The organism is Cellulosimicrobium sp. TH-20 (assembly GCF_002105775.1).
Taxonomy (GTDB): Bacteria; Actinomycetota; Actinomycetes; order Actinomycetales; family Cellulomonadaceae; genus Cellulosimicrobium; species Cellulosimicrobium funkei.
The window spans coordinates 3,542,410-3,560,041 of record NZ_CP020857.1 but is presented as its reverse complement, the minus strand read 5'-3'; the positions used below and the strand labels follow the sequence as shown (position 1 = coordinate 3,560,041).

Annotated in this window: 17 protein-coding genes, 1 other RNA gene and 2 pseudogenes; 17 read left to right on the top strand and 3 right to left on the bottom strand. The window is 72.0% G+C overall.

The window, feature by feature from the left end:
• The first annotated feature begins 117 nt into the window (after positions 1-117).
• Positions 118-621: a hypothetical protein gene (locus tag B8281_RS15890; RefSeq protein WP_085388208.1), complete on the top strand. Its 504-nt coding sequence runs from the start codon at positions 118-120 to the stop codon at positions 619-621.
• Between the two features lie 227 nt (positions 622-848).
• Here the strand turns inward: B8281_RS15890 and B8281_RS15885 are convergent, their stop codons facing one another.
• Positions 849-2,573, bottom strand: a complete 1,725-nt coding sequence (locus B8281_RS15885) for a bifunctional DNA primase/polymerase (RefSeq protein WP_085388207.1) — start codon at positions 2,571-2,573, stop codon at positions 849-851.
• 350 nt (positions 2,574-2,923) lie between these two features.
• Between B8281_RS15885 and B8281_RS15880 the strand changes: the two are divergent.
• From B8281_RS15880 to ssrA, 16 genes and pseudogenes are all read left to right on the top strand, one after another.
• Positions 2,924-3,946 (top strand): annotated as a pseudogene (locus B8281_RS15880) (CpaF family protein); the annotation flags it as partial.
• A gap of 2 nt (positions 3,947-3,948) precedes the next feature.
• Positions 3,949-4,809 carry a type II secretion system F family protein gene (locus B8281_RS15875; protein ID WP_021482885.1) on the top strand — a complete coding sequence of 287 codons (861 nt, stop codon included), beginning with the start codon at positions 3,949-3,951 and terminating at the stop codon, positions 4,807-4,809.
• The gene (locus tag B8281_RS15870; RefSeq protein ID WP_085388206.1) at positions 4,806-5,747 is read left to right on the top strand and encodes a type II secretion system F family protein; all 942 of its coding nucleotides are present in this window, start codon (positions 4,806-4,808) and stop codon (positions 5,745-5,747) included. The genes B8281_RS15875 and B8281_RS15870 overlap by 4 nt, the downstream gene beginning before the upstream one ends.
• A 68-nt stretch (positions 5,748-5,815) precedes the next feature.
• Positions 5,816-6,031, top strand: a complete 216-nt coding sequence (locus B8281_RS15865) for a hypothetical protein (RefSeq protein ID WP_369824876.1) — start codon at positions 5,816-5,818, stop codon at positions 6,029-6,031.
• A gap of 4 nt (positions 6,032-6,035) precedes the next feature.
• Positions 6,036-6,440, top strand: coding sequence for a TadE/TadG family type IV pilus assembly protein (locus B8281_RS15860; RefSeq protein WP_031317226.1), 405 nt, complete (start codon positions 6,036-6,038; stop codon positions 6,438-6,440).
• Positions 6,437-6,910: a TadE/TadG family type IV pilus assembly protein gene (locus B8281_RS15855; RefSeq protein ID WP_085388205.1), complete on the top strand. Its 474-nt coding sequence runs from the start codon at positions 6,437-6,439 to the stop codon at positions 6,908-6,910. Before B8281_RS15860 ends, B8281_RS15855 begins: the two co-directional genes overlap by 4 nt.
• 239 nt (positions 6,911-7,149) lie before the next feature.
• Positions 7,150-7,644 carry a hypothetical protein gene (locus B8281_RS15850; RefSeq protein WP_051027493.1) on the top strand — a complete coding sequence of 165 codons (495 nt, stop codon included), beginning with the start codon at positions 7,150-7,152 and terminating at the stop codon, positions 7,642-7,644.
• A 189-nt stretch (positions 7,645-7,833) separates the two neighbouring features.
• Positions 7,834-8,445, top strand: coding sequence for a hypothetical protein (locus B8281_RS15845; RefSeq protein WP_034653958.1), 612 nt, complete (start codon positions 7,834-7,836; stop codon positions 8,443-8,445).
• A 132-nt stretch (positions 8,446-8,577) separates the two neighbouring features.
• A complete protein-coding gene (locus B8281_RS15840; protein ID WP_085388204.1) occupies positions 8,578-9,801 on the top strand; it encodes a WxL protein peptidoglycan domain-containing protein in 1,224 nt (407 codons plus the stop codon).
• Between the two features lie 177 nt (positions 9,802-9,978).
• Entirely contained in the window at positions 9,979-11,091 is a 1,113-nt protein-coding gene (gene prfB, locus B8281_RS15835; protein ID WP_031316541.1) for a peptide chain release factor 2, read from the top strand.
• A gap of 162 nt (positions 11,092-11,253) precedes the next feature.
• Positions 11,254-11,934, top strand: a pseudogene (gene ftsE, locus B8281_RS15830) (cell division ATP-binding protein FtsE); the annotation flags it as partial.
• A gap of 254 nt (positions 11,935-12,188) precedes the next feature.
• Positions 12,189-13,100: a permease-like cell division protein FtsX gene (ftsX, locus tag B8281_RS15825; RefSeq protein ID WP_021483124.1), complete on the top strand. Its 912-nt coding sequence runs from the start codon at positions 12,189-12,191 to the stop codon at positions 13,098-13,100.
• A 1-nt stretch (position 13,101) separates the two neighbouring features.
• Complete coding sequence (locus tag B8281_RS15820) at positions 13,102-14,508, top strand: M23 family metallopeptidase (protein ID WP_043652586.1); 1,407 nt, start codon at positions 13,102-13,104, stop codon at positions 14,506-14,508.
• Positions 14,509-14,710: 202 nt separating this feature from the next.
• Entirely contained in the window at positions 14,711-15,181 is a 471-nt protein-coding gene (gene smpB, locus B8281_RS15815) for an SsrA-binding protein SmpB (protein WP_021482407.1), read from the top strand.
• A 119-nt stretch (positions 15,182-15,300) separates the two neighbouring features.
• Positions 15,301-15,714, top strand: coding sequence for a hypothetical protein (locus B8281_RS15810; RefSeq protein ID WP_085388202.1), 414 nt, complete (start codon positions 15,301-15,303; stop codon positions 15,712-15,714).
• 148 nt (positions 15,715-15,862) lie between these two features.
• Positions 15,863-16,229: a transfer-messenger RNA gene (gene ssrA, locus B8281_RS15805) on the top strand.
• Positions 16,230-16,292: 63 nt separating this feature from the next.
• Here ssrA and B8281_RS15800 read toward each other — a convergent pair.
• Positions 16,293-16,640 (bottom strand): hypothetical protein, encoded by a 348-nt coding sequence (locus B8281_RS15800; RefSeq protein ID WP_085388201.1) that lies wholly within the window; start codon positions 16,638-16,640, stop codon positions 16,293-16,295.
• On the bottom strand, positions 16,633-17,610 hold the full coding sequence (locus tag B8281_RS15795) for a DUF4349 domain-containing protein (RefSeq protein WP_085388200.1): 978 nt from the start codon (positions 17,608-17,610) through the stop codon (positions 16,633-16,635). Before B8281_RS15795 ends, B8281_RS15800 begins: the two co-directional genes overlap by 8 nt.
• Positions 17,611-17,632: the final 22 nt, after the last annotated feature.

Here is a 17,632-nt window from a genome sequence, read left to right as displayed (position 1 = left end):
CGGGCCGGTCTGGAAAGGGAATGATCGGACGCCGCGGGAGACCGATGCAAGCTGTGTCATCATCTCCGCATGAGATGGGAAGACGTCTTGCGCCAGGAGCCTGGTAGTGCGTTGGGCATGGTGCTCGACGCCACCCGTGACGCCCGGAATGAGGCTGAGGGGCGAGTCTTTCTCACGACGGGAATGGCTGTCCTCGTCGAGTTGCGCGTCGTCGATGGAGCTGCGACTCAGTGGTTCGAGGTAAATAACTTTCTCCTCGCGTGGGAGATGCACGTGCAGTCTGGGAGGCCGATGGAGTTTGTGGTCCCGGCTAACTATCGAGAGTTCCAGGCGTTGGGCCTGCTATACGCCTCTATTGCTCTGCCGAGTGGTCAGTGGCTCGACATACATGGGATTCGCGACCCGTTCGATGTGGCAAGTAGCAAGGCCTGGGTTGCGGGCGGTGGAGTCTCGCAGTCGCAGTTCAACCTGGATGATCCCGACCACATGCACCTCCTTCTCGAGGCGCTCGGCTACATGCCAGGAACCAGCGTCGAGGCGAAGTTGGGAAACACGTACTCCGCCTTGGAGCGTGAGGTTGCACGCGATTTCGCGCGCCACCTCCTAGATGTGTTTGGATAGTTCGACAAGTCCGAGTCCCTCAATTCGAAAGTGCACGCGCGGTTTCCGTGATGGGTCGGGGGATAACTTCCGCGGTCGGAAATGGAGGGAATCCTCCATGGTCGCTGAACGGCTTGATGGTTACGATGATCCTGCGATGAGGAGTGAGTGTTGGGGTTCGCATGTGCGATCCCGAGGGTTGCGTCCGAGCGGCCGGCCGGCCGTCGCCCGGGGGCACGCCAGATCGTCTACCTGGGCGGAGGTCGTGCCTGAGAGGATCCTCCGGGGTCGCACCCTGGCCTTCCTGGTTGGCTACCGAAGCTCCGACGGGTGCCAGCTTGATTCTGACCTGACCCGTTGGCCTGGTTGCCTGTGGAGATGCCGCCCACCCTGAGACGGGCCTGAGCTGATGATCGGCCCTGCCTGGTGCGTGCTGACCCTGCGTAGACGGGCTGCTCCCCGAGGCTCTCGCTCGTGCTCGGCGCCCCTGCACGCTCTTTCCCCTGGGGGGAAAGAGCGTGGGAGAAATCCGTTCCCAAACTATCCCGAATCGGACATCCATTCTCGTTCCGCAGGGAGGTCACCCCGTCTGCCTCCTCGGGGACATGAGCGGTCATCCCGGTCACCGAGTAGGAGCGCACGAGGCCGTCGACCCTCTTGCCGTCCTCGAAGGTCGGGGCGAGGAAGTCCGCCTCCATGGTCAGGAGTCCGGCTCCCATGAGAGCGTTCAGGAGGTTCCCGCCCTGACGGGTAGATACCTCGGCTACCTCGCCCGCCTGAGCCCAGCCCACGTCGACGACCGGCCGCTGGACGCGATTGCAGAGATCGATGATCCACTCAAGCAGGTGGACGCGGCGATCCCACTCCGGCCACAGTTCCCTGGCCCGACGCAAGGCCTCCGCTCCGTCGAAATGAGTGACCTCTCGGTGGTGCCTCGTGAAGCTGGCGGTCTCGTATGCCTTGGTCGCTGACCTGGTCGCCACCGAGCGTCCGCGCTCGCCCGGGTGGTCGTGCCAGGCCCAGTAGGCCAGCACCGGCTCGTGGTCGTACGCGAGGCTCACGGCCTCCGCGACCGACAGGCCGCTGGCGAGGCAGACGTTCCAGAAGGAGCAGGCGAGGCGGCTGGCGCCGCTTCCCATCGTCGCCATGCGCGCGACCGTGAGGTCCCGCGCGTCGGCGATCTCGGCCGCGCGGCGAAGCGCCCGGAGTTGGGCGCCCAGACCGCCGTTGACGGGAGCCGGGGCATCTGACGTACGAGTGCGCTCACGGGTCGGAGCTGGAGGCTGCTCGGGTGCGGCCAGGAGCTCCAGCACGGCCTCCTCCCTGCGGAACGTACCCCAGGTGATGTGCGAGTTCAGTGCCTTGTACTCGTATCCGTCCCCGCGGTAGGACTCGGGCGCGACGACGAACTGATGGCTCCCCGCGGCCTCGTAGCGCAGATCGATGGCCGCGCGGGCCTCGCCGGGGATCGTCGGGACTCGGTACCTCTTCCCTGGATCGCACTGCAGGTAGACGTGGAAGCCCTTCGGTGTGACCTGCGTGTAGTGCTCCTCAAGGCGAATCCCCGTATGCCGGACGAGCCAGTCAGCAGCCTCCTGGTCGTCGATGTCGATCACGAGCAGGTTGCCCATCGGCCGGATCCCGAGGAACGCCGTGAGTTCGGGGCGTTCCTCCTCGTGGGCCGCGAGTGCGGCGGCTATCTGGTCGATGTCGCTGGTCGACCAGCTTGGGAGGCGCCAGAGCATACTGCATGCGACGTGACTGCAACGTCGGTTACCGGTGCACACCAGTGGGCGCTTGTCGGTCCCGGACTCGGAGACGAAGAGGGTGAGCTCGACCAGCGCGTTGTTGGGTACCCACTCGCCATTGTCCGCCTTCGCGTCTTCGGTGTCGTCGGGGTTGATCGCGAGGAACGCCTCGCCGGCAGACTCCAGGTATCCGTACTGGACCGAGTCTGCCGGCCGCGACGTCATCAGCGAACCGCGCCCGATCGACGCAGGCGCTGCTGGCGGCTAAGGACTCGCTGGAACTCGTCCAGCTGACGGGCCGTGAGCGGGCGACGGCTCGGAACGTCGTGCTCGGTGTGGTTCGCGCTCAAGTGACTCTCCTCGGTCGGAATCGGTTGTTTCGTCCGATCCGTCCGAGCGAATGAGGGTGCACTCAGGTACGGGTGGGCATGCTCACGCCCACCCGTTCAGGGGTGCTGTCGCTTTCGTCGGGTAGTCCCACTCCGGCCTAGAGCGGCGACTCGGTTCGAACGAGTGACGAACGTAGAACCGAGTCGGCGACTCAAGTTGGAGTGCGGAACACCTGATGGGCGACGATCTGGATCAACGCGCTCTCCCAGGTGTTCGTGGCGCGCGGCGGCTCGTCGGAGCTGACGACGACGATCCTCACGGCGCAGCAGGTGCGCGACCTCGTGGAGCAGATGCTGCGGTCGTCCGGGCGGCGGCTCGACCTGTCGAGCCCGTTCGTCGACGCGTGCCTCCCCGGCGGGGAGCGGCTGCACGTCGTCATCCCCGACGTCACGCGCAGCGAGTGGGCGGTGAACATCCGCAAGCACGTCGTCCGGGCGTCGCACCTGGACGACCTGGTCCGGCTCGGCGCGCTCCCGCCCCAGGCCGCCGCGTTCCTCGACGCGTCCGTGCGGGCCGGGCTGAACATCCTCGTCGCGGGAGCCACGCAGGCGGGCAAGACGACGATGATCAACGCCCTCGCCGGGTCGGTCCCGCCCGCGCAGCGCGTCGTCACGTGCGAGGAGGTGTTCGAGCTGCGCTTCGCCGTGCGCGACGTCGTGTCGCTCCAGTGCCGGCAGCCGAGCCTCGAGGGCACGGGGGAGATCCCCCTGCGGCGCCTGGTCAAGGAGGCGCTGCGCATGCGCCCGGACCGCATCGTCATCGGCGAGGTCCGCGAGGCGGAGAGCCTCGACCTGCTCGTCGCGTTGAACGCCGGGGTCCCGGGGATGTGCACGATCCACGCGAACTCCGCCCGGGAGGCGATCACCAAGATGTGCACGCTGCCCCTGCTCGCGGGCGAGAACGTCTCGGACCGCTTCGTGGTGCCGACGGTCGCGTCCGCGATCGATCTCGTCGTGCACCTGGGCGTCGACGCCGACGGGCGCCGCGGCGTGCGCGAGATCCTCGGTGTGACGGGGCGCGTCGAGCAGGGCGTCGTGGAGGCCGCGGAGATCTTCGTGCGTTCGGGCGACCGGCTGGTGCGGGCGGGGGGCTTCCCGCCGCGTGCCGAGCGCTTCGCACACGCGGGCATCGACCTGGCAGCGGTCCTGCGGCCGGGCCCGGCCAGTGCCGACGTGCTCGACGGCGCCGCGCCGACGAGGGTGGGCTGACCGTGGGCGTGGCGGTGGGCCTCCTCCTCGGCGCGGGGCTGTTCTGCGTCTGGTGGTCGTTCTGGGCGCCCGGGCCGCCGCGCGTGCGCCGTGCCGACGGGTGGGCGGCGCGTACGCAGGACCTGCTCGTCCAGGCCGGTGCACCGGCGGTGACGCCCGGTGCCCTGGTGGTCGCGAGCGTCGGCGTCGGGCTCGTCGTCCTCGTGGTCGGGACGGTCCTCGCGCGCTCGTGGACCATCGCGGCCTGCTTCGCCGTGATCGCCGCGGGAGCGCCCTCCCTCCTCGTGCGGTCCCGCGCCCGGCGGCGGCGTGCACGGCTGCGGGAGGTCTGGCCCGAGGTGCTGGACCACCTGTCCTCGGGCGTGCGCGCGGGGCTGTCGCTGCCCGAGGCCGTGGGCCAGCTCGGCGAGCGCGGTCCGGTCGAGCTGCGCGAGCCGTTCACCCAGTTCGCGCGGGACTACCGCGCGTCCGGCCGGTTCGGGGAGTGCCTCGACCTGCTCAAGGACCGGCTCGCGGACCCGGTCGCCGACCGCATCGTCGAGGCGCTCCGGATCACGCGGGACGTCGGCGGCACCGACCTGGGGCGCCTCCTGCGCACCCTGTCGACCTTCCTGCGCGAGGACGCCCGCACGCGCGGTGAGCTCGAGGCCCGCCAGTCGTGGACCGTGAACGGGGCACGGCTCGCGGTCGCCGGCCCGTGGGTCGTGCTCGGCTTCCTCGCGACGCGCCCGGAGACGGCGGCCGCGTACAACTCCATGGCGGGTGCGGTCGTCCTCGCCGCCGGCGCGGCGTGCTCCGCGGCGGCGTACCAGCTCATGCTGCGGATCGGGCGGCTGCCCGAGGAAGAGCGGGTGCTGCGATGAGCGCCGTCGACGTGTCCTGGACCGGTGCCGCGCTCGGCGCGCTCGGCGGGCTCGGTGTCCTCCTCGTGGTCGCCGGGCTCCGGGGGCGGTCGATCCGCCTCGACGAGCGGCTCGCGCCCTACCTGCGCACCCACGACCGCACGTCCGTCCTGCTGCGCGACCACCCCGTGCGATCACCCTTCCCGACCCTCGAACGACTCCTCGCGCCGCTGCTCGTCGACGCGGGCCGTGCGCTGGAACGGTTCGGCTCGACGGCGGCTGACGTCCGGCGCCGCCTCGACCGTGCCGGCCGCGGACGCAGCGTCGAGCAGTTTCGCGCACGGCAGCTCGTGTGGGGCGTCGTCGGGCTCGGCGGCGGGACGGCGCTCGCCGTGCTGCTCGCGGCGACGCGGGGGTCGTCCGTCGCCGCCCTGGTGATCCTCGTGCTGCTGTGCGGCGTCGGCGGGGTGCTCGCGTGCGACCACGCGCTGACCCGCGCCGTGCGACGTCGGGAGGAGCGCATGCTCGCCGAGTTCCCCACGGTCGCCGAGCTGCTTGCGCTCGCGGTGAACGCGGGCGAGGGGCCGGTCGCCGCGCTCGAGCGCGTCGCGACCACCGCGCACGGCGAGCTCTCCGGCGAGCTGCGCACGACCCTCGCGACCGTGCGTGCCGGGACCCCGCTCGCCCGGGCGCTCGAGCAGCTCGCCGACCGCACCGGGCTGCCGAGCCTCACCCGATTCGCGGAGGGGGTCGCGGTGGCCGTCGAACGGGGGACCCCGCTCGCCGACGTGCTGCGGGCGCAGGCGCAGGACGTGCGCGAGTCGGGACGCCGCGCGCTCATGGAGGCGGGCGGGAGGAAAGAGGTCGTGATGATGGTCCCCGTCGTCTTCCTCATCCTTCCCGTGACGGTGGTCTACGCCGTATTCCCGTCGCTCGCGACCCTGCGGCTCGGCTTCTGAGCAGCAGCCCACGACCGTCCGGCACGACCGTCCGGCACGACCGATCGAAACGACGACGAAGGAGAAGCATGCAGGGGTGGAGTCGAGGGAACCAGGCCGTGCGCGCCGCAGCGCGCGGCGCGCTCGGGCGGCTGACCGGTCAGGACCCGGAACGCGGTGACGTGCCGGGCTGGGTGCTCATCACCTTGATGACGGCGGGGCTGGTGATCGCCCTGTGGGCCGTCGCCGGGCCGGCGCTGACGGAGGCCTTCAGCAACGCCATCTCGAGCGTCGGCGCCCCCTGAGGTGGTGCGTCGCGGTGGCCCGGGAGTCGGCGTCGAGGACCCGGAGCGGGGCTCCGCCGTCGTCGAGTTCACCCTCGTCTCCGTCCTCGTGCTCGTGCTGTTCCTCGGGGTCGTCCAGGTCGCGCTCGCCGTCCACGTGCGCGCGACGCTGGTGGACTGCGCGGCGGAGGGCGCCCGCGTGGCGGGCCGTGCCGACCGTGGCCCGCACGACGGCGCGGCCCGCACGCGCGACCTCGTCGTGTCCGCGCTCTCGGCGCGGTACGCGCAGGACGTCGTCGCGCGCCAGACCGTCGTGGACGGTCTGCCCGTCGTCGAGGTCACGGTGACCGCGCCGCTCCCGGTCGTCGGGCTGCTCGGCCCGGCCGGAGCACTCACCGTCCGCGGTCACGCGCTGGAGGAGGCTCCGTGACGCGCCTGCTCGCTCGGCTCCGCGCGAGGCTGACGGGGCAGCGCTCGGACCGGGGGAGCGCGGTCGTCGAGTTCCTCGGCGTCGCGCTCGTCCTCCTCCTGCCGGTCCTCTACCTCGTGCTCACGGTGGGTCGGGTGCAGGCCGCGACGTTCGCCGTGGAGGGCGCCTCCCGCGAGGCGGCGCGCGCGTTCGTCACGGCACCGTCGAGCGACGACGGCGCCCGGCTCGCCTCGGCGGCCGTGGCCCTGGCGCTCGGCGACCAGGGGTTCGCCCCGAGCGCGGGTGGTCTGACGATCGCCTGCTCGTCACATGTCTGCCTGGAGCCGGGCGGCGAGGTGACGGCGCACGTCCGGCTCGACGTGCCGCTCCCGCTCGTGCCCGAGCTCGTGCGGGGGGTCGTCCCCCTCGCGGTCCCCGTGGAGGCGCGGCACGTCGCGTCCGTCGACGCGTACGCGGCGCGGCGGCCGTGAGCGCCCCGTCGCCCGCGAGCGCCGCGTCGCCCATGAGCGCCCCGACACCCATGAGCACCCCGTCGCCCCTGGGCGCAACGACACGCGGAGGCACGCCGGTACCCGTCGGCACGCCGGCACCCGTAGGCGCCCTGACCCCCGCGGGCACCTCGACACCTCCGAGCACGGCGGCACCTCGGGGCACCCCGACATCCGGGGGCGCACCCGGACGCGCTCCCGAGCGGCGGTCCGGCGCGGTCGTGCGCGGGTCGACGGCGCTCGTCGCGCGGCTCCAGGGCTCGGACGAGCGGGAGGAGGACGGCCGCATCCTGCTGCTCACGAGCGCGTTCGTCGCGTTCGCGCTGCTCCTCGTGACGGTCGTGGTGAGCGCCACGGAGGTGCACCTCGAACGCAAGCGGCTCTACGCGCTCGCGGATGCGCTCGCTCTCACGGCGGCCGACTCGACGACCCCTGAGACGTTCTACTCCGGCGGCGCCGCGCCGCCGGTCGAGGGCGCCGTCCTCACGCTGACCGACGCCGGGATCCGCGCAGACGTCGACGACTATCTCGCCCGGAACCCCGCGGCGCTCGCCGGTCTGAGCGAGGTCGTGGTGACCGACGCGTCGACCGGCGACGGGCGCACGGCGTCGGTCGGCCTCGCCGCGCGGGCGCGACCCGCGATGATCAGCTGGGTGACCGGGGCGTGGAGTGATGGCATCATCGTGCGTGCAGAGTCACGTGCCAGAGCGTGGTGAGCACCTGTTGCTGTTCGACGAAGAACGTCCAGGGAAAGGAATACCGCAACGTCGCGTGAGCGCGCTCGCGCGCCTTTGTTCACTTTCTTAACTTTGGATGGCCACTTCTGGTTCGGCCCTGTCAAAACCCCAGGTTCGCCGCTATGGTGATCCGGTCCGACAACAACTCCAACGATGGAGAGCTACAACATGAACGCACGAGCAACGAAGAAGCTCGTCGCCGGGGGTGCCCTCGGTGCGATGCTCATCGGCACGGTCGCCCTCGCGTCCGCCGCCTCCGCCGACCCGGTGGACGGCACCGACGTCGACGTCTCCGTGGAGATCGAGTCCAACGTGGAGCCGGGCAACCTCGCTCTCAGCGTCGCCTCGAACTCGACCGAGCTGACCGAGGCCGACGAGTCGTCGGTCGAGGGCACGCGCGAGTTCAACGGTGCGCTGCCGGAGGTCACCGTCACCGACACGCGGACCGAGGTGCCCGAGGGCGCCTACTGGTACGTGCTGGGCAGCGCGTCGGCCTTCACGGGCGACGCGGGCGAGATCGGTGCCGACAACCTCGGCTGGGCCCCGACCCTCGTCGACGGTGGCGACACCGGGCTGGTCTCCGAGGGCGAGCCGGTCGAGCCCTCCCTCGAGGACGGCCCGGGTCTCGTCGACCAGGAGCTCCTGGTCTCGACGTTCGACTCGACCGAGGTCAACCCCGGTTCCTGGACCGCCGGCGCCAACCTCACGCTGCGCACGGGCGAGGACGTCGCGCCGGGCGCGTACAACTCGACCATCACGCTGTCCCTGTTCGAGGACTGAGCCGTCCCGACGTCCCGGTGACCGGTTCCGGCCGGGCACCGACCGAGTAGTCACACGACGGGTCGCACCGTCCCGCACGACCACGGTCGTGCCGGGCGGGCGACCCGTCGTCGTACGGAGAGAAGCCCCTGCGTGATCCCCGCACCAACGCACCCCGCCCGCACCGGGTCCCCGTCCCGCGGTCGCGGGCGTCGTCTCGTCCTCGCCGCGACCGCCCTCGCCGTCGGCCTCCTGCCCGCGACCCCGCTCGCCGTCGCCGCGTCCGCGACGACCGCCGCCACGAGCGCGCACGCCGGCGCCGCGAGCGCGCAGGCCGACGTCGTGAGCGCTCTGCCGACGGTGATGCCCCTCGACACCGAGGAACGCATCACGTGGGGCGCCAAGCCCGCGGACGCGAACGGTCCCGACGGGCGTCGCGGCGTCGACCTCGTCGCCGACCCGGGCACGACGGTCGAGGAGCACATCGCCGTCTCGAACTTCAGCGACGTGCCGGCCACGTTCGCGCTCAAGGCCGCGGACGGCTACCTCACCGCCAACGGGCGCTTCAACATGCTCTCCTCGGACCAGGAGTCCACCGAGGCGGGGACGTGGTTCACCGTCCAGGAGAGCGTCGAGGTGGGCCCGAAGGAGACCGTGGTCGTCCCGTACACGATCACGGTCCCCGAGAACGCGACCCCGGGCGACCACCCGGCGGGCATCGCCGCGTCGGTCACGAGCACGGGCGGCGGCGAGGGCGGTACGAGCGTCGGCGTCGAGAGCCGTGTCGGGTTCCGCGTCACGACGCGCGTCACCGGCGAGATCCAGCCCGCGCTCGCCATCGAGGACGTCAAGGCCTCCTACGCGCCGTCGTGGAACCCGTTCGCCGCGGGCGACCTCAGCGTCTCCTACGACGTCGCCAACGACGGCAACGTGCGCCTCGGCGCCGAGGGCCAGGTCGCGACGTCCGCCCTCTTCGGCGCCGTGACGGACGAGGCGACGGCGGAGCCGCTCGGGGAGGTCCTGCCGGGCGGATCCCTGCGGAGCAAGGTCGCGTTCGCCGACGTCTGGCCGCTCGGGCCGGTCAGCACGACGATCACCGTGACGCCGACCGTCGTCGGCGACGACCAGGTGGACGCGCCGCTCGAGCCGGTCACGGTCACCGTCACCACGTGGGCGGTCCCGTGGCCGCAGCTCCTGCTCCTCGCGATCGTCGTGGTCGTGATCGTGGGCGTCCGGGACGACCGCCGACGCCGGCGCCAGCGCCTCGAGGCGATGCTCGCGAAGGCGCGCGACGAGGGCCGCCAGCAGGCGACGACCGCCGAGCCGGCGCCGTCGACCGCGGGCGGCTCCGCCCCGCAGGGCGGCACGAAGGACTGACGGCGACGCGCCGTCGGGCGGCCCTCGCCCGGCGGCGCCGAACCCCCGCGCCGACCCCCGCGCCGTCGCCCGCGGCGGCCCGCGCGCGGACCCCGCGAGGAGACCCCGCGCTGATCCCTCGCGGTGACCTCGCGCGACGGCGCCGACCGCGCGCGGGGTCGCGTAACCTTGAACCTCGTGGCCACCATCGACTTCCCGTCCGAGATCAAGGCGCTGCGGAGCACGCTCGAGTCCATCGAGAGCGTGAGCGACCCGGAGGAGCTGCGCGCGACGATCGCGAACCTCTCGGAGAAGGCGTCGGCGCCCGACCTGTGGGACGACCCCGACGCGGCGCAGAAGGTGACGTCGGCGCTCTCCGCCGCGCAGTCGGAGCTGGACCGGGTGAAGAAGCTCGGGCAGCGCATCGCCGACGTCGAGACCCTGGTCGAGATGGGCCAGGAGATGGAGGACGAGGACACCCTCGTCGAGGCCGAGAACGAGGTCGCCGCCATCCGCAAGGACCTCGACCAGCTCGAGGTTCGCACCCTCCTCGCAGGCGAGTACGACGCGCGCGAGGCCGTCGTGACGATCCGCGCGGGCGCCGGTGGCGTGGACGCGGCCGACTTCGCCGAGATGCTGCTGCGCATGTACCTGCGCTGGGCGGAGCGCCACGGCTACCCGACGACGGTCCTCGACACGTCGTACGCCGAGGAGGCGGGGCTCAAGTCCGCGACGTTCGAGGTGAAGGCGCCGTACGCGTTCGGCCACCTGTCGGTCGAGGCGGGCACCCACCGCCTCGTGCGAATCTCACCGTTCGACAACCAGGGCCGCCGCCAGACGTCGTTCGCGGCGGTCGAGGTGATCCCGCTCATCGAGCAGACGGACTCGATCGAGATCCCGGAGTCGGAGATCAAGGTCGACGTGTTCCGGTCCTCGGGCCCGGGCGGGCAGTCGGTCAACACGACGGACTCCGCGGTGCGCATGACGCACATCCCGACGGGCATCGTCGTCTCGATGCAGAACGAGAAGTCGCAGATCCAGAACCGCGCCGCCGCTCTCCGCGTGCTCCAGTCCCGCCTGCTGCTCGTGCGCCAGGAGGAGGAGAACGCGAAGAAGAAGGAGCTCGCGGGCGACATCAAGGCGAGCTGGGGCGACCAGATGCGCTCCTACGTGCTGCAGCCGTACCAGATGGTCAAGGACCTGCGCACCGAGCACGAGGTGGGCAACCCCTCGGCGGTGTTCGACGGCGACATCGACGACTTCATCGAGGCCGGGATCCGCTGGCGCCGCGGGGTGCAGAAGGAGGCCTGACCCTCCGCGGCCGCCCCGGGCCGATTGATCCGAGCAACGGATCGATGCACCCGGGCGCGGCGTGTCCGCCCCGCCGGGCCGCAGACGCATGCCTACCCTCGGGATCGTGCGACGAACCCTGTTCGTCCACGGATCGACCCCCGACCCGAGGAACGTGCCGCTGTGATCCGCTTCGAGAACGTCACCAAGGTCTACGCGCGCGGCGCGAGGCCGGCCGTCGACGACGTGTCGTTGGAGGTCCGGCGCGGCGAGTTCGTCTTCCTCGTCGGTGCGTCCGGCTCCGGCAAGTCGACGTGCCTGCACCTCGTCCTGCGCGAGGAGCGCCCGACGAAGGGCAAGGTCTTCGTCGCGGGCCGCGACCTCGGGTCGATGTCGAGCTGGAACGTCCCCAAGCTGCGCCGCCAGATCGGGGTGGTCTTCCAGGACTTCCGCCTGCTGCCCAACAAGACCGTGTTCGAGAACGTCGCGTTCGCGCTCCAGGTGATCGGCAAGCCGCGTCACACCATCGCGATCACCGTGCCCGAGACGCTCGAGATGGTGGGCCTCGCGGGCAAGGAGAAGCGTCGCCCGCACGAGCTCTCCGGCGGTGAGCAGCAGCGCGTCGCCATCGCGCGCGCCATGGTCAACCGCCCGCCGATCCTGCTCGCCGACGAGCCGACCGGGAACCTCGACCCCACGACGTCCCTCGGGATCATGCGCCTGCTCGACCGCATCAACCGCACCGGCACGACCGTCGTCATGGCGACGCACGACGAGGAGATCGTCAACCAGATGCGCCGCCGCGTCGTCGAGCTCGACACCGGCACGCTCGTGCGCGACCAGGCGCACGGCTCGTACGGCGCGCGCGGCCAGGTCATCCCCGACCCGACGACCGGCCCGGCGCCCGAGTCGGCGCCGACCGCCGTCGTGCGCCGGACCGCGCGCCCGTCCGCGGCGCCCGACCCGGCGCCGTCCTCGACGCAGGACCCGGCCGAGGCGCCGGACCGGACGCCGGCGACCGGCGCGACGCCCGCGGTCGACGCGTCGAGCCGGCCCCCGCTGCCCCGGCGACGCTCGACGCGTCGCCACGTCGAGGCGACGGCGGGGGAGTGAGCGGCGTGCGACTCCAGTTCATCCTCGCGGAGCTCGGCCAGGGCCTGCGGCGCAACGTCTCCATGGCCGTCTCCGTCGTGCTGGTCACCTTCGTCTCGCTGACGTTCGTCGGGTCCTCGCTGCTGCTCCAGGCGCAGATCGGCAAGCTCAAGGACGACTGGTACGACAAGGTCGAGGTGTCCGTCTTCCTCTGCCCGGCCGGGTCGCCGTCGCCCACGTGCGCGGCCGGCGAGGCCACGCCCGACCAGATCGCGGCGATCGAGGACCTGTTCGACACCGAGCTCGGCGACGAGATCCAGACGGTCTACTTCGAGTCCAAGGACGACGCGTTCGCGGCGTTCACCGAGCGCTACCCCGACGGGTACCTGGGCACGCAGCTCACGGTGGACGACATGCAGGCGTCCTTCCGCCTCAAGCTCACCAACCCGGAGAACTACGAGGTCGTCAACGACGTCGTGACGGGGCGGCCGGGCGTCGAGGTGGTCGAGGACCAGCGCCGCATCTTCGACTCGCTGTTCCTCGCGCTCAACCGCGCGTCCCTGCTCGCGGCCGGTCTCGCGGCGGTCATGCTGCTCGCGGCCGTGCTGCTCATCACGACGACGATCCGCCTCTCCGCGCTGAGCCGACGGCGCGAGACGGGCATCATGCGGCTCGTCGGGGCGTCGAACCTGTTCATCCAGCTCCCGTTCCTCCTCGAGGGCGCGATCGCCGCCGTGCTCGGCGCGGTCCTGGCGGTCGGCGGGCTCTGGGTCGGCGTGAAGTACCTCGTCACGGACTGGCTGTCCCAGTCCGTGACGTGGGTGGCCTACGTCGACGAGGCGGACGTGCTGCGCATCGCACCCGTGCTCGTCGGGATCGCTTTCCTGCTGGCGGCCGTGTCCTCGGTCGTCACGCTCAACCGCCACACGAGGGTGTGAGATGACCCGGGACCTCCGCCGCGCGACAGCGGCTCTGATCGCCACGACCCTGCTCCTCGTGGGCGGTGTCGCCTCGGCGTCCGCCGACGACATCGACGACCGCCGGGCGGCGGCGGAGCGTCGCCAGTCCGAGATCCTCGGCAACCGCGAGCAGCTCCAGTCCGAGCTCGAGGACACGGACGCGGCGCTCGCGCAGGCCGTCGTCGACCTCCAGGCCATCGAGGCACGGCTGCCCGTCGCGCAGGCCGAGCTCGACGCGGCCCAGGCCGAGGTCGAGCGGACGCAGCGCGAGGCGGAGCTGCTCGCGCAGCGGCTCGAGGACGCGCTGGGCCAGGAGGCCGCGATCAGCGCCGAGATCGAGCGCGGCGCGACCGAGGTGGCCGACGCCAAGTCGAGCATCGCCGAGATGGCGCGCCAGGCGTACCGCGGCCAGGGCGACGTCTCGAGCCTCGGCATCGTCACGGGTGCGCAGAGCACCGAGGAGTTCATCGCGGAGTACGCCGTCTCCTCGACGGCGGCGCGCAGCCAGTCCCGCTCGCTCCAGGAGCTGCTCGAGGCCGAGTCGGTGTCGCGCAACCGCGAGGCGCGCCTCCAGGCGGTGCGCGAGACGGTCACCGACCTCAAGCAGCAGGCGGACGAGAACCTCGTCGCCGCCGAGGCGGCGCGCACGGCCGCGGCCGACCGCAAGGCCGAGGTCGAGCAGCTGATCGTCGACCAGCAGGCCAAGAAGGCGACGATCGAGGAGCGCAAGTCCGCGGCCGAGGCCAAGGTCGCCGAGAACGAGGCCGCGCAGCAGTCCCTGCAGAGCGAGATCAAGGGCATCATCGCCGAGCAGGCCGAGCGTGACCGCAAGGCCGCCGAGGAGGAGGCACGCCGCCAGCAGCAGAGCCAGCAGTCCGGTGGTGGAGGCGGCGGTGGTGGAGGCGGTGGCGGTGGCGGGTCGTCCTCCGGCGGGGGCGGCGGCGGAGGTGGCGGTTCGTCCTCCGGCGGCGACCGCGGCAGCATCTCGAGCTTCCTGTCGTACCCGACGGCGGTGCCCTACGTGACCTCGAGCTACGGGATGCGCCTGCACCCCATCCTCGGTTACTACCGCCTGCACGCGGGGACGGACCTGCGCGCCTACTGCGGCACGCCGATCATGGCGGCCGGGCCCGGGACGGTCGTCCACGCCCAGTGGCGCAACGGTTTCGGCAACCAGGTGCTCGTCAACCACGGCACGGTGGGCGGCAAGAACCTCATGACGAGCTACAACCACCTCACGCGCTTCGCGGTGTCGTCCGGCCGGACCGTCAACAAGGGTGACGTCATCGGCTACTCGGGCAACACCGGCCTCTCGGGGGCGTGCCACCTGCACTTCGAGGTGTACGTCAACGGGTCGACGATCGACCCGATGTCCGTGCTGCGCTGACCGGGCCGGGTCGCGCTCCGGGCGTCGCGCCCGACCCGCCCCGGCCCCCGCGCGACCGCACCCGAGGGATAATCGGTACCGGGCGCCGTCGGGCACCCGTACGCTGGGGCGCCCGCACGGCTCGGGGCCGGCGCACGGACGGTGCCCCGGACGAGCACCCCGGGCGACAGCACCGACAGCAGAGAAGGACGGTAGGACACGGATGGCGAAGGACAGCGGCCGCAAGGTCGTCGCCAGCAACCGCAAGGCACGCCACGACTACGTGATCGAGGACGTGTACGAGGCGGGGATCGTCCTGTCCGGGACCGAGGTCAAGGCGCTGCGGATGGGCAGGGCGTCGCTCGTCGACGGCTACGTCGCGGTCGACCGCGGCGAGGCCTGGCTCGAGAACGTCCACATCCCCGAGTACACCGAGGGCACGTGGAACAACCACGCCCCGCGCCGCAAGCGCAAGCTGCTCCTGCACAAGGAGGAGATCCTGCGGTTGGAGTCCAAGACGCGCGAGAAGGGGCACACGATCGTGCCCCTCGCGCTGTACTTCCTCGACGGCCGCGCCAAGGTCGAGATCGCGCTCGCGCGCGGCAAGAAGGAGTACGACAAGCGCCAGGCGCTCCGCGAGAAGCAGGACAACCGCGAGGCGCAGCGCGCCATGCGGCAGCGCGAGCTGCGCTGACGCCGCGCGGGGCGTCCCGCACGCGGTCCCGTGCCCGACGTCGGCCCCACCCGCTGGTGATGCCGTCGCCCTCGACGTACGGTCGAGGGCGAGACGACGACCGCGAACCAGGAGGCCCCATGGTCAAGCTCCGCCAGTACATCCCGCGCCTCGCGGCGGGGGCGTACATCCTCAACTCCGGCCTGAGCAAGCGCGGTGCCGACGAGGAGACCGCGCAGGGACTGCACGGGATGGCCGCCGGCACGTACTCGTTCCTCGGGGACGTCGAGCCGAAGCAGTTCACCAAGACCCTGTCGACCGCCGAGATCGCGCTCGGCGCGGCCCTCGTGGCGCCCTTCGTCCCGACCGGTCTCGTCGCCGTCGGGCTCGGCGTCTTCTCGGCCAGCCTCGTCGGCATGTACCTCAAGACGCCGGGCATGACGCGCGAGGACGGGGTGCGACCCACCGAGCAGGGGACCGGGCTCGCGAAGGACGTGTTCCTCCTCGGGATCGCCGGCGGGCTGCTCGTCGACTCGCTGAGCCGGAAGAAGTAGCCGCGACGCGGGTACCGGCGGCGCACGACCGCCGGTACCCGGCCGCGCGGAAATATCCGTGCGGGGCACGGCGTTGATCGCGTAGGCTGGACCTGCTGCACGAGGTCCGGGTCCGCCCGGGCGCCGCGCAGTGCTTGACAACTGCACAGGGGGTGATCGGTTTCGACGGTGGTCGTGCTTCGAGGAGAAGCGGGCCGAGGATGCAGGCTTATCTCGTAAACGATGTCTGCAAAACACAGGTGCCGATAACAAGCGCACCGACTTCGCCCTCGCCGCCTGAGCGAGCCCCGAAGTCCGTCAGCCCGAGCTAGCTCTCGACTCGGATCCTGGCGTCATCTAGAGAGCCACTGCTCGCAGTCCTCGTCACCGGGGCTGCGGGGACTTTCAGGTGACTGAGCCCGTCCGCATCTTGTCTGCGTGAGTGCGGGGGCCGAGAAAAACGACAGCAGACTGCGCCCGGAGAAGTCCTCGATCGGCGTCACCGGACCGGGGTTCGATTCCCCGCACCTCCACCCCTGCGGCGACGGCCCGCACCCCTCTCGGGGTGCGGGCCGTCGCCGTATCGGCGCTCTGTGCGGTCACCAGCCGTGGCGCTCCCAGGCTGCCGCAGCCTCGTCGCCGTCGAGCCACTCGAGGCGCAGCCGCCGCCCCCGCACCTCGAGCCGGTCGTCGTCGTCACGGGGGAGCGGGGGCGCGCCGGGGTCGTCGCTGTACAGGTCCTCGTCGTCGCCCGCGCCGTCGAGGTGGGCCCGCCACTGCACGCGCGGCTCCGGGTTGACGTGCCGGGGGAACGTCTGCGGCCCGACCGTGTCCCAGTGCGTGCACACGCGCGTCACGAGGTGACCGGCGAGCCGGGCCGTGCCCTCGTCGTCGGCCCACAGGCGCGCGACGCGACCGGTGCCCTCGGGGGTGACGGGCTCAGTCACGGGCGGACGCCCCGACGAGCGGAGCCCGTCCCGACGACGGCGCCTGCGGGTCGTCGTCCGGCCCCGTGCCGCCGTCGTCGGCCGGGGGAGCACCGCCGTCCTGCGCGCGACGGCGCACCCGGCGCAGCACCCAGCGCACGACGAGCAGGACGAGGCCGACCACGACGAGCCACGGGAGCAGCGCGCCGAGGACGACGACCAGGCCGTTGAGCGTGGTCAGCAGAGCGTTCCAGCCGTTCTGCAGCCCGCCGAGGAAGCCGCCGGGGGCGAGCTGCTCGGCCGGCACCACCTGCACGACCGTGACGTGCAGCGTCGACATCGAGACCTGGTCCGTGAGCGCGGCGCGCTGAGACTGGAGCGACTCGAGCTCCGCCTGGCGCGTCGTGAGCTCCTGCTCGGCGGCGAGCAGGTCCGCGGTCGTCGCGGCGTCGCCCATGAGCGTCCGCAGGCGCTCGACCGACGTGGTGAGCGCCGCGACGCGGGCGTCGAGGTCGCGCGCGGTGCCGGTCACGTCGACCGCCTCGATCGCGAGGTCGCGCACCTCGCCGACCTGACCGAGCGCGTCCACGGTCGCGGTCGTCTGGGCCGCCGGCACGCGCACCGTCAGCTCGGCCGTGGGCCGCGCGTCGCCCTCGGGCTCGGACTGCCGCCGGCTCTCGACCCGCCCGCCCACGCTCTCCGCGAGCTCGGCGACCTGCTCGGCGGCAGCCGACGGGTCCTTCGCGACGACGGTCACCGAGCCGGTCGTGACGATCTCGCGGTCCGCCTCGACCACGGCGTCCTCGTCGCCGGTCGTGATCCCGGCCGGGGCGCCGGACGAGGTGTCGGTGCCGTCGACCACCGCCGCCTCGGACCCCGCGCCGGAGTCGAGGGCGGCGTCGCCGGCGCCCGGCGTCGCGGAGCAGCCGGCCAGGAGCGCGCCGCCGAGCACCAGCGCGGCGACGACGGCGAGAGGGCGAGTGGTCCGCATGCTGCGAGGGTAGGGGGCCAAC

What these genes read in the sequence shown, in the direction of transcription:
- B8281_RS15890 (WP_085388208.1), top strand. Translation starts at nt 118, where the DNA reads ATGGTGCTCGACGCCACCCGTGACGCCCGGAATGAGGCTGAGGGGCGA.
- B8281_RS15885 (WP_085388207.1), bottom strand. Translation starts at nt 2,573, where the DNA reads ATGACGTCGCGGCCGGCAGACTCGGTCCAGTACGGATACCTGGAGTCT.
- B8281_RS15870 (WP_085388206.1), top strand. Translation starts at nt 4,806, where the DNA reads ATGAGCGCCGTCGACGTGTCCTGGACCGGTGCCGCGCTCGGCGCGCTC.
- B8281_RS15865 (WP_369824876.1), top strand. Translation starts at nt 5,816, where the DNA reads ATGCAGGGGTGGAGTCGAGGGAACCAGGCCGTGCGCGCCGCAGCGCGC.
- B8281_RS15845 (WP_034653958.1), top strand. Translation starts at nt 7,834, where the DNA reads ATGAACGCACGAGCAACGAAGAAGCTCGTCGCCGGGGGTGCCCTCGGT.
- B8281_RS15820 (WP_043652586.1), top strand. Translation starts at nt 13,102, where the DNA reads ATGACCCGGGACCTCCGCCGCGCGACAGCGGCTCTGATCGCCACGACC.
- smpB (WP_021482407.1), top strand. Translation starts at nt 14,711, where the DNA reads ATGGCGAAGGACAGCGGCCGCAAGGTCGTCGCCAGCAACCGCAAGGCA.
- B8281_RS15810 (WP_085388202.1), top strand. Translation starts at nt 15,301, where the DNA reads ATGGTCAAGCTCCGCCAGTACATCCCGCGCCTCGCGGCGGGGGCGTAC.
- B8281_RS15795 (WP_085388200.1), bottom strand. Translation starts at nt 17,610, where the DNA reads ATGCGGACCACTCGCCCTCTCGCCGTCGTCGCCGCGCTGGTGCTCGGC.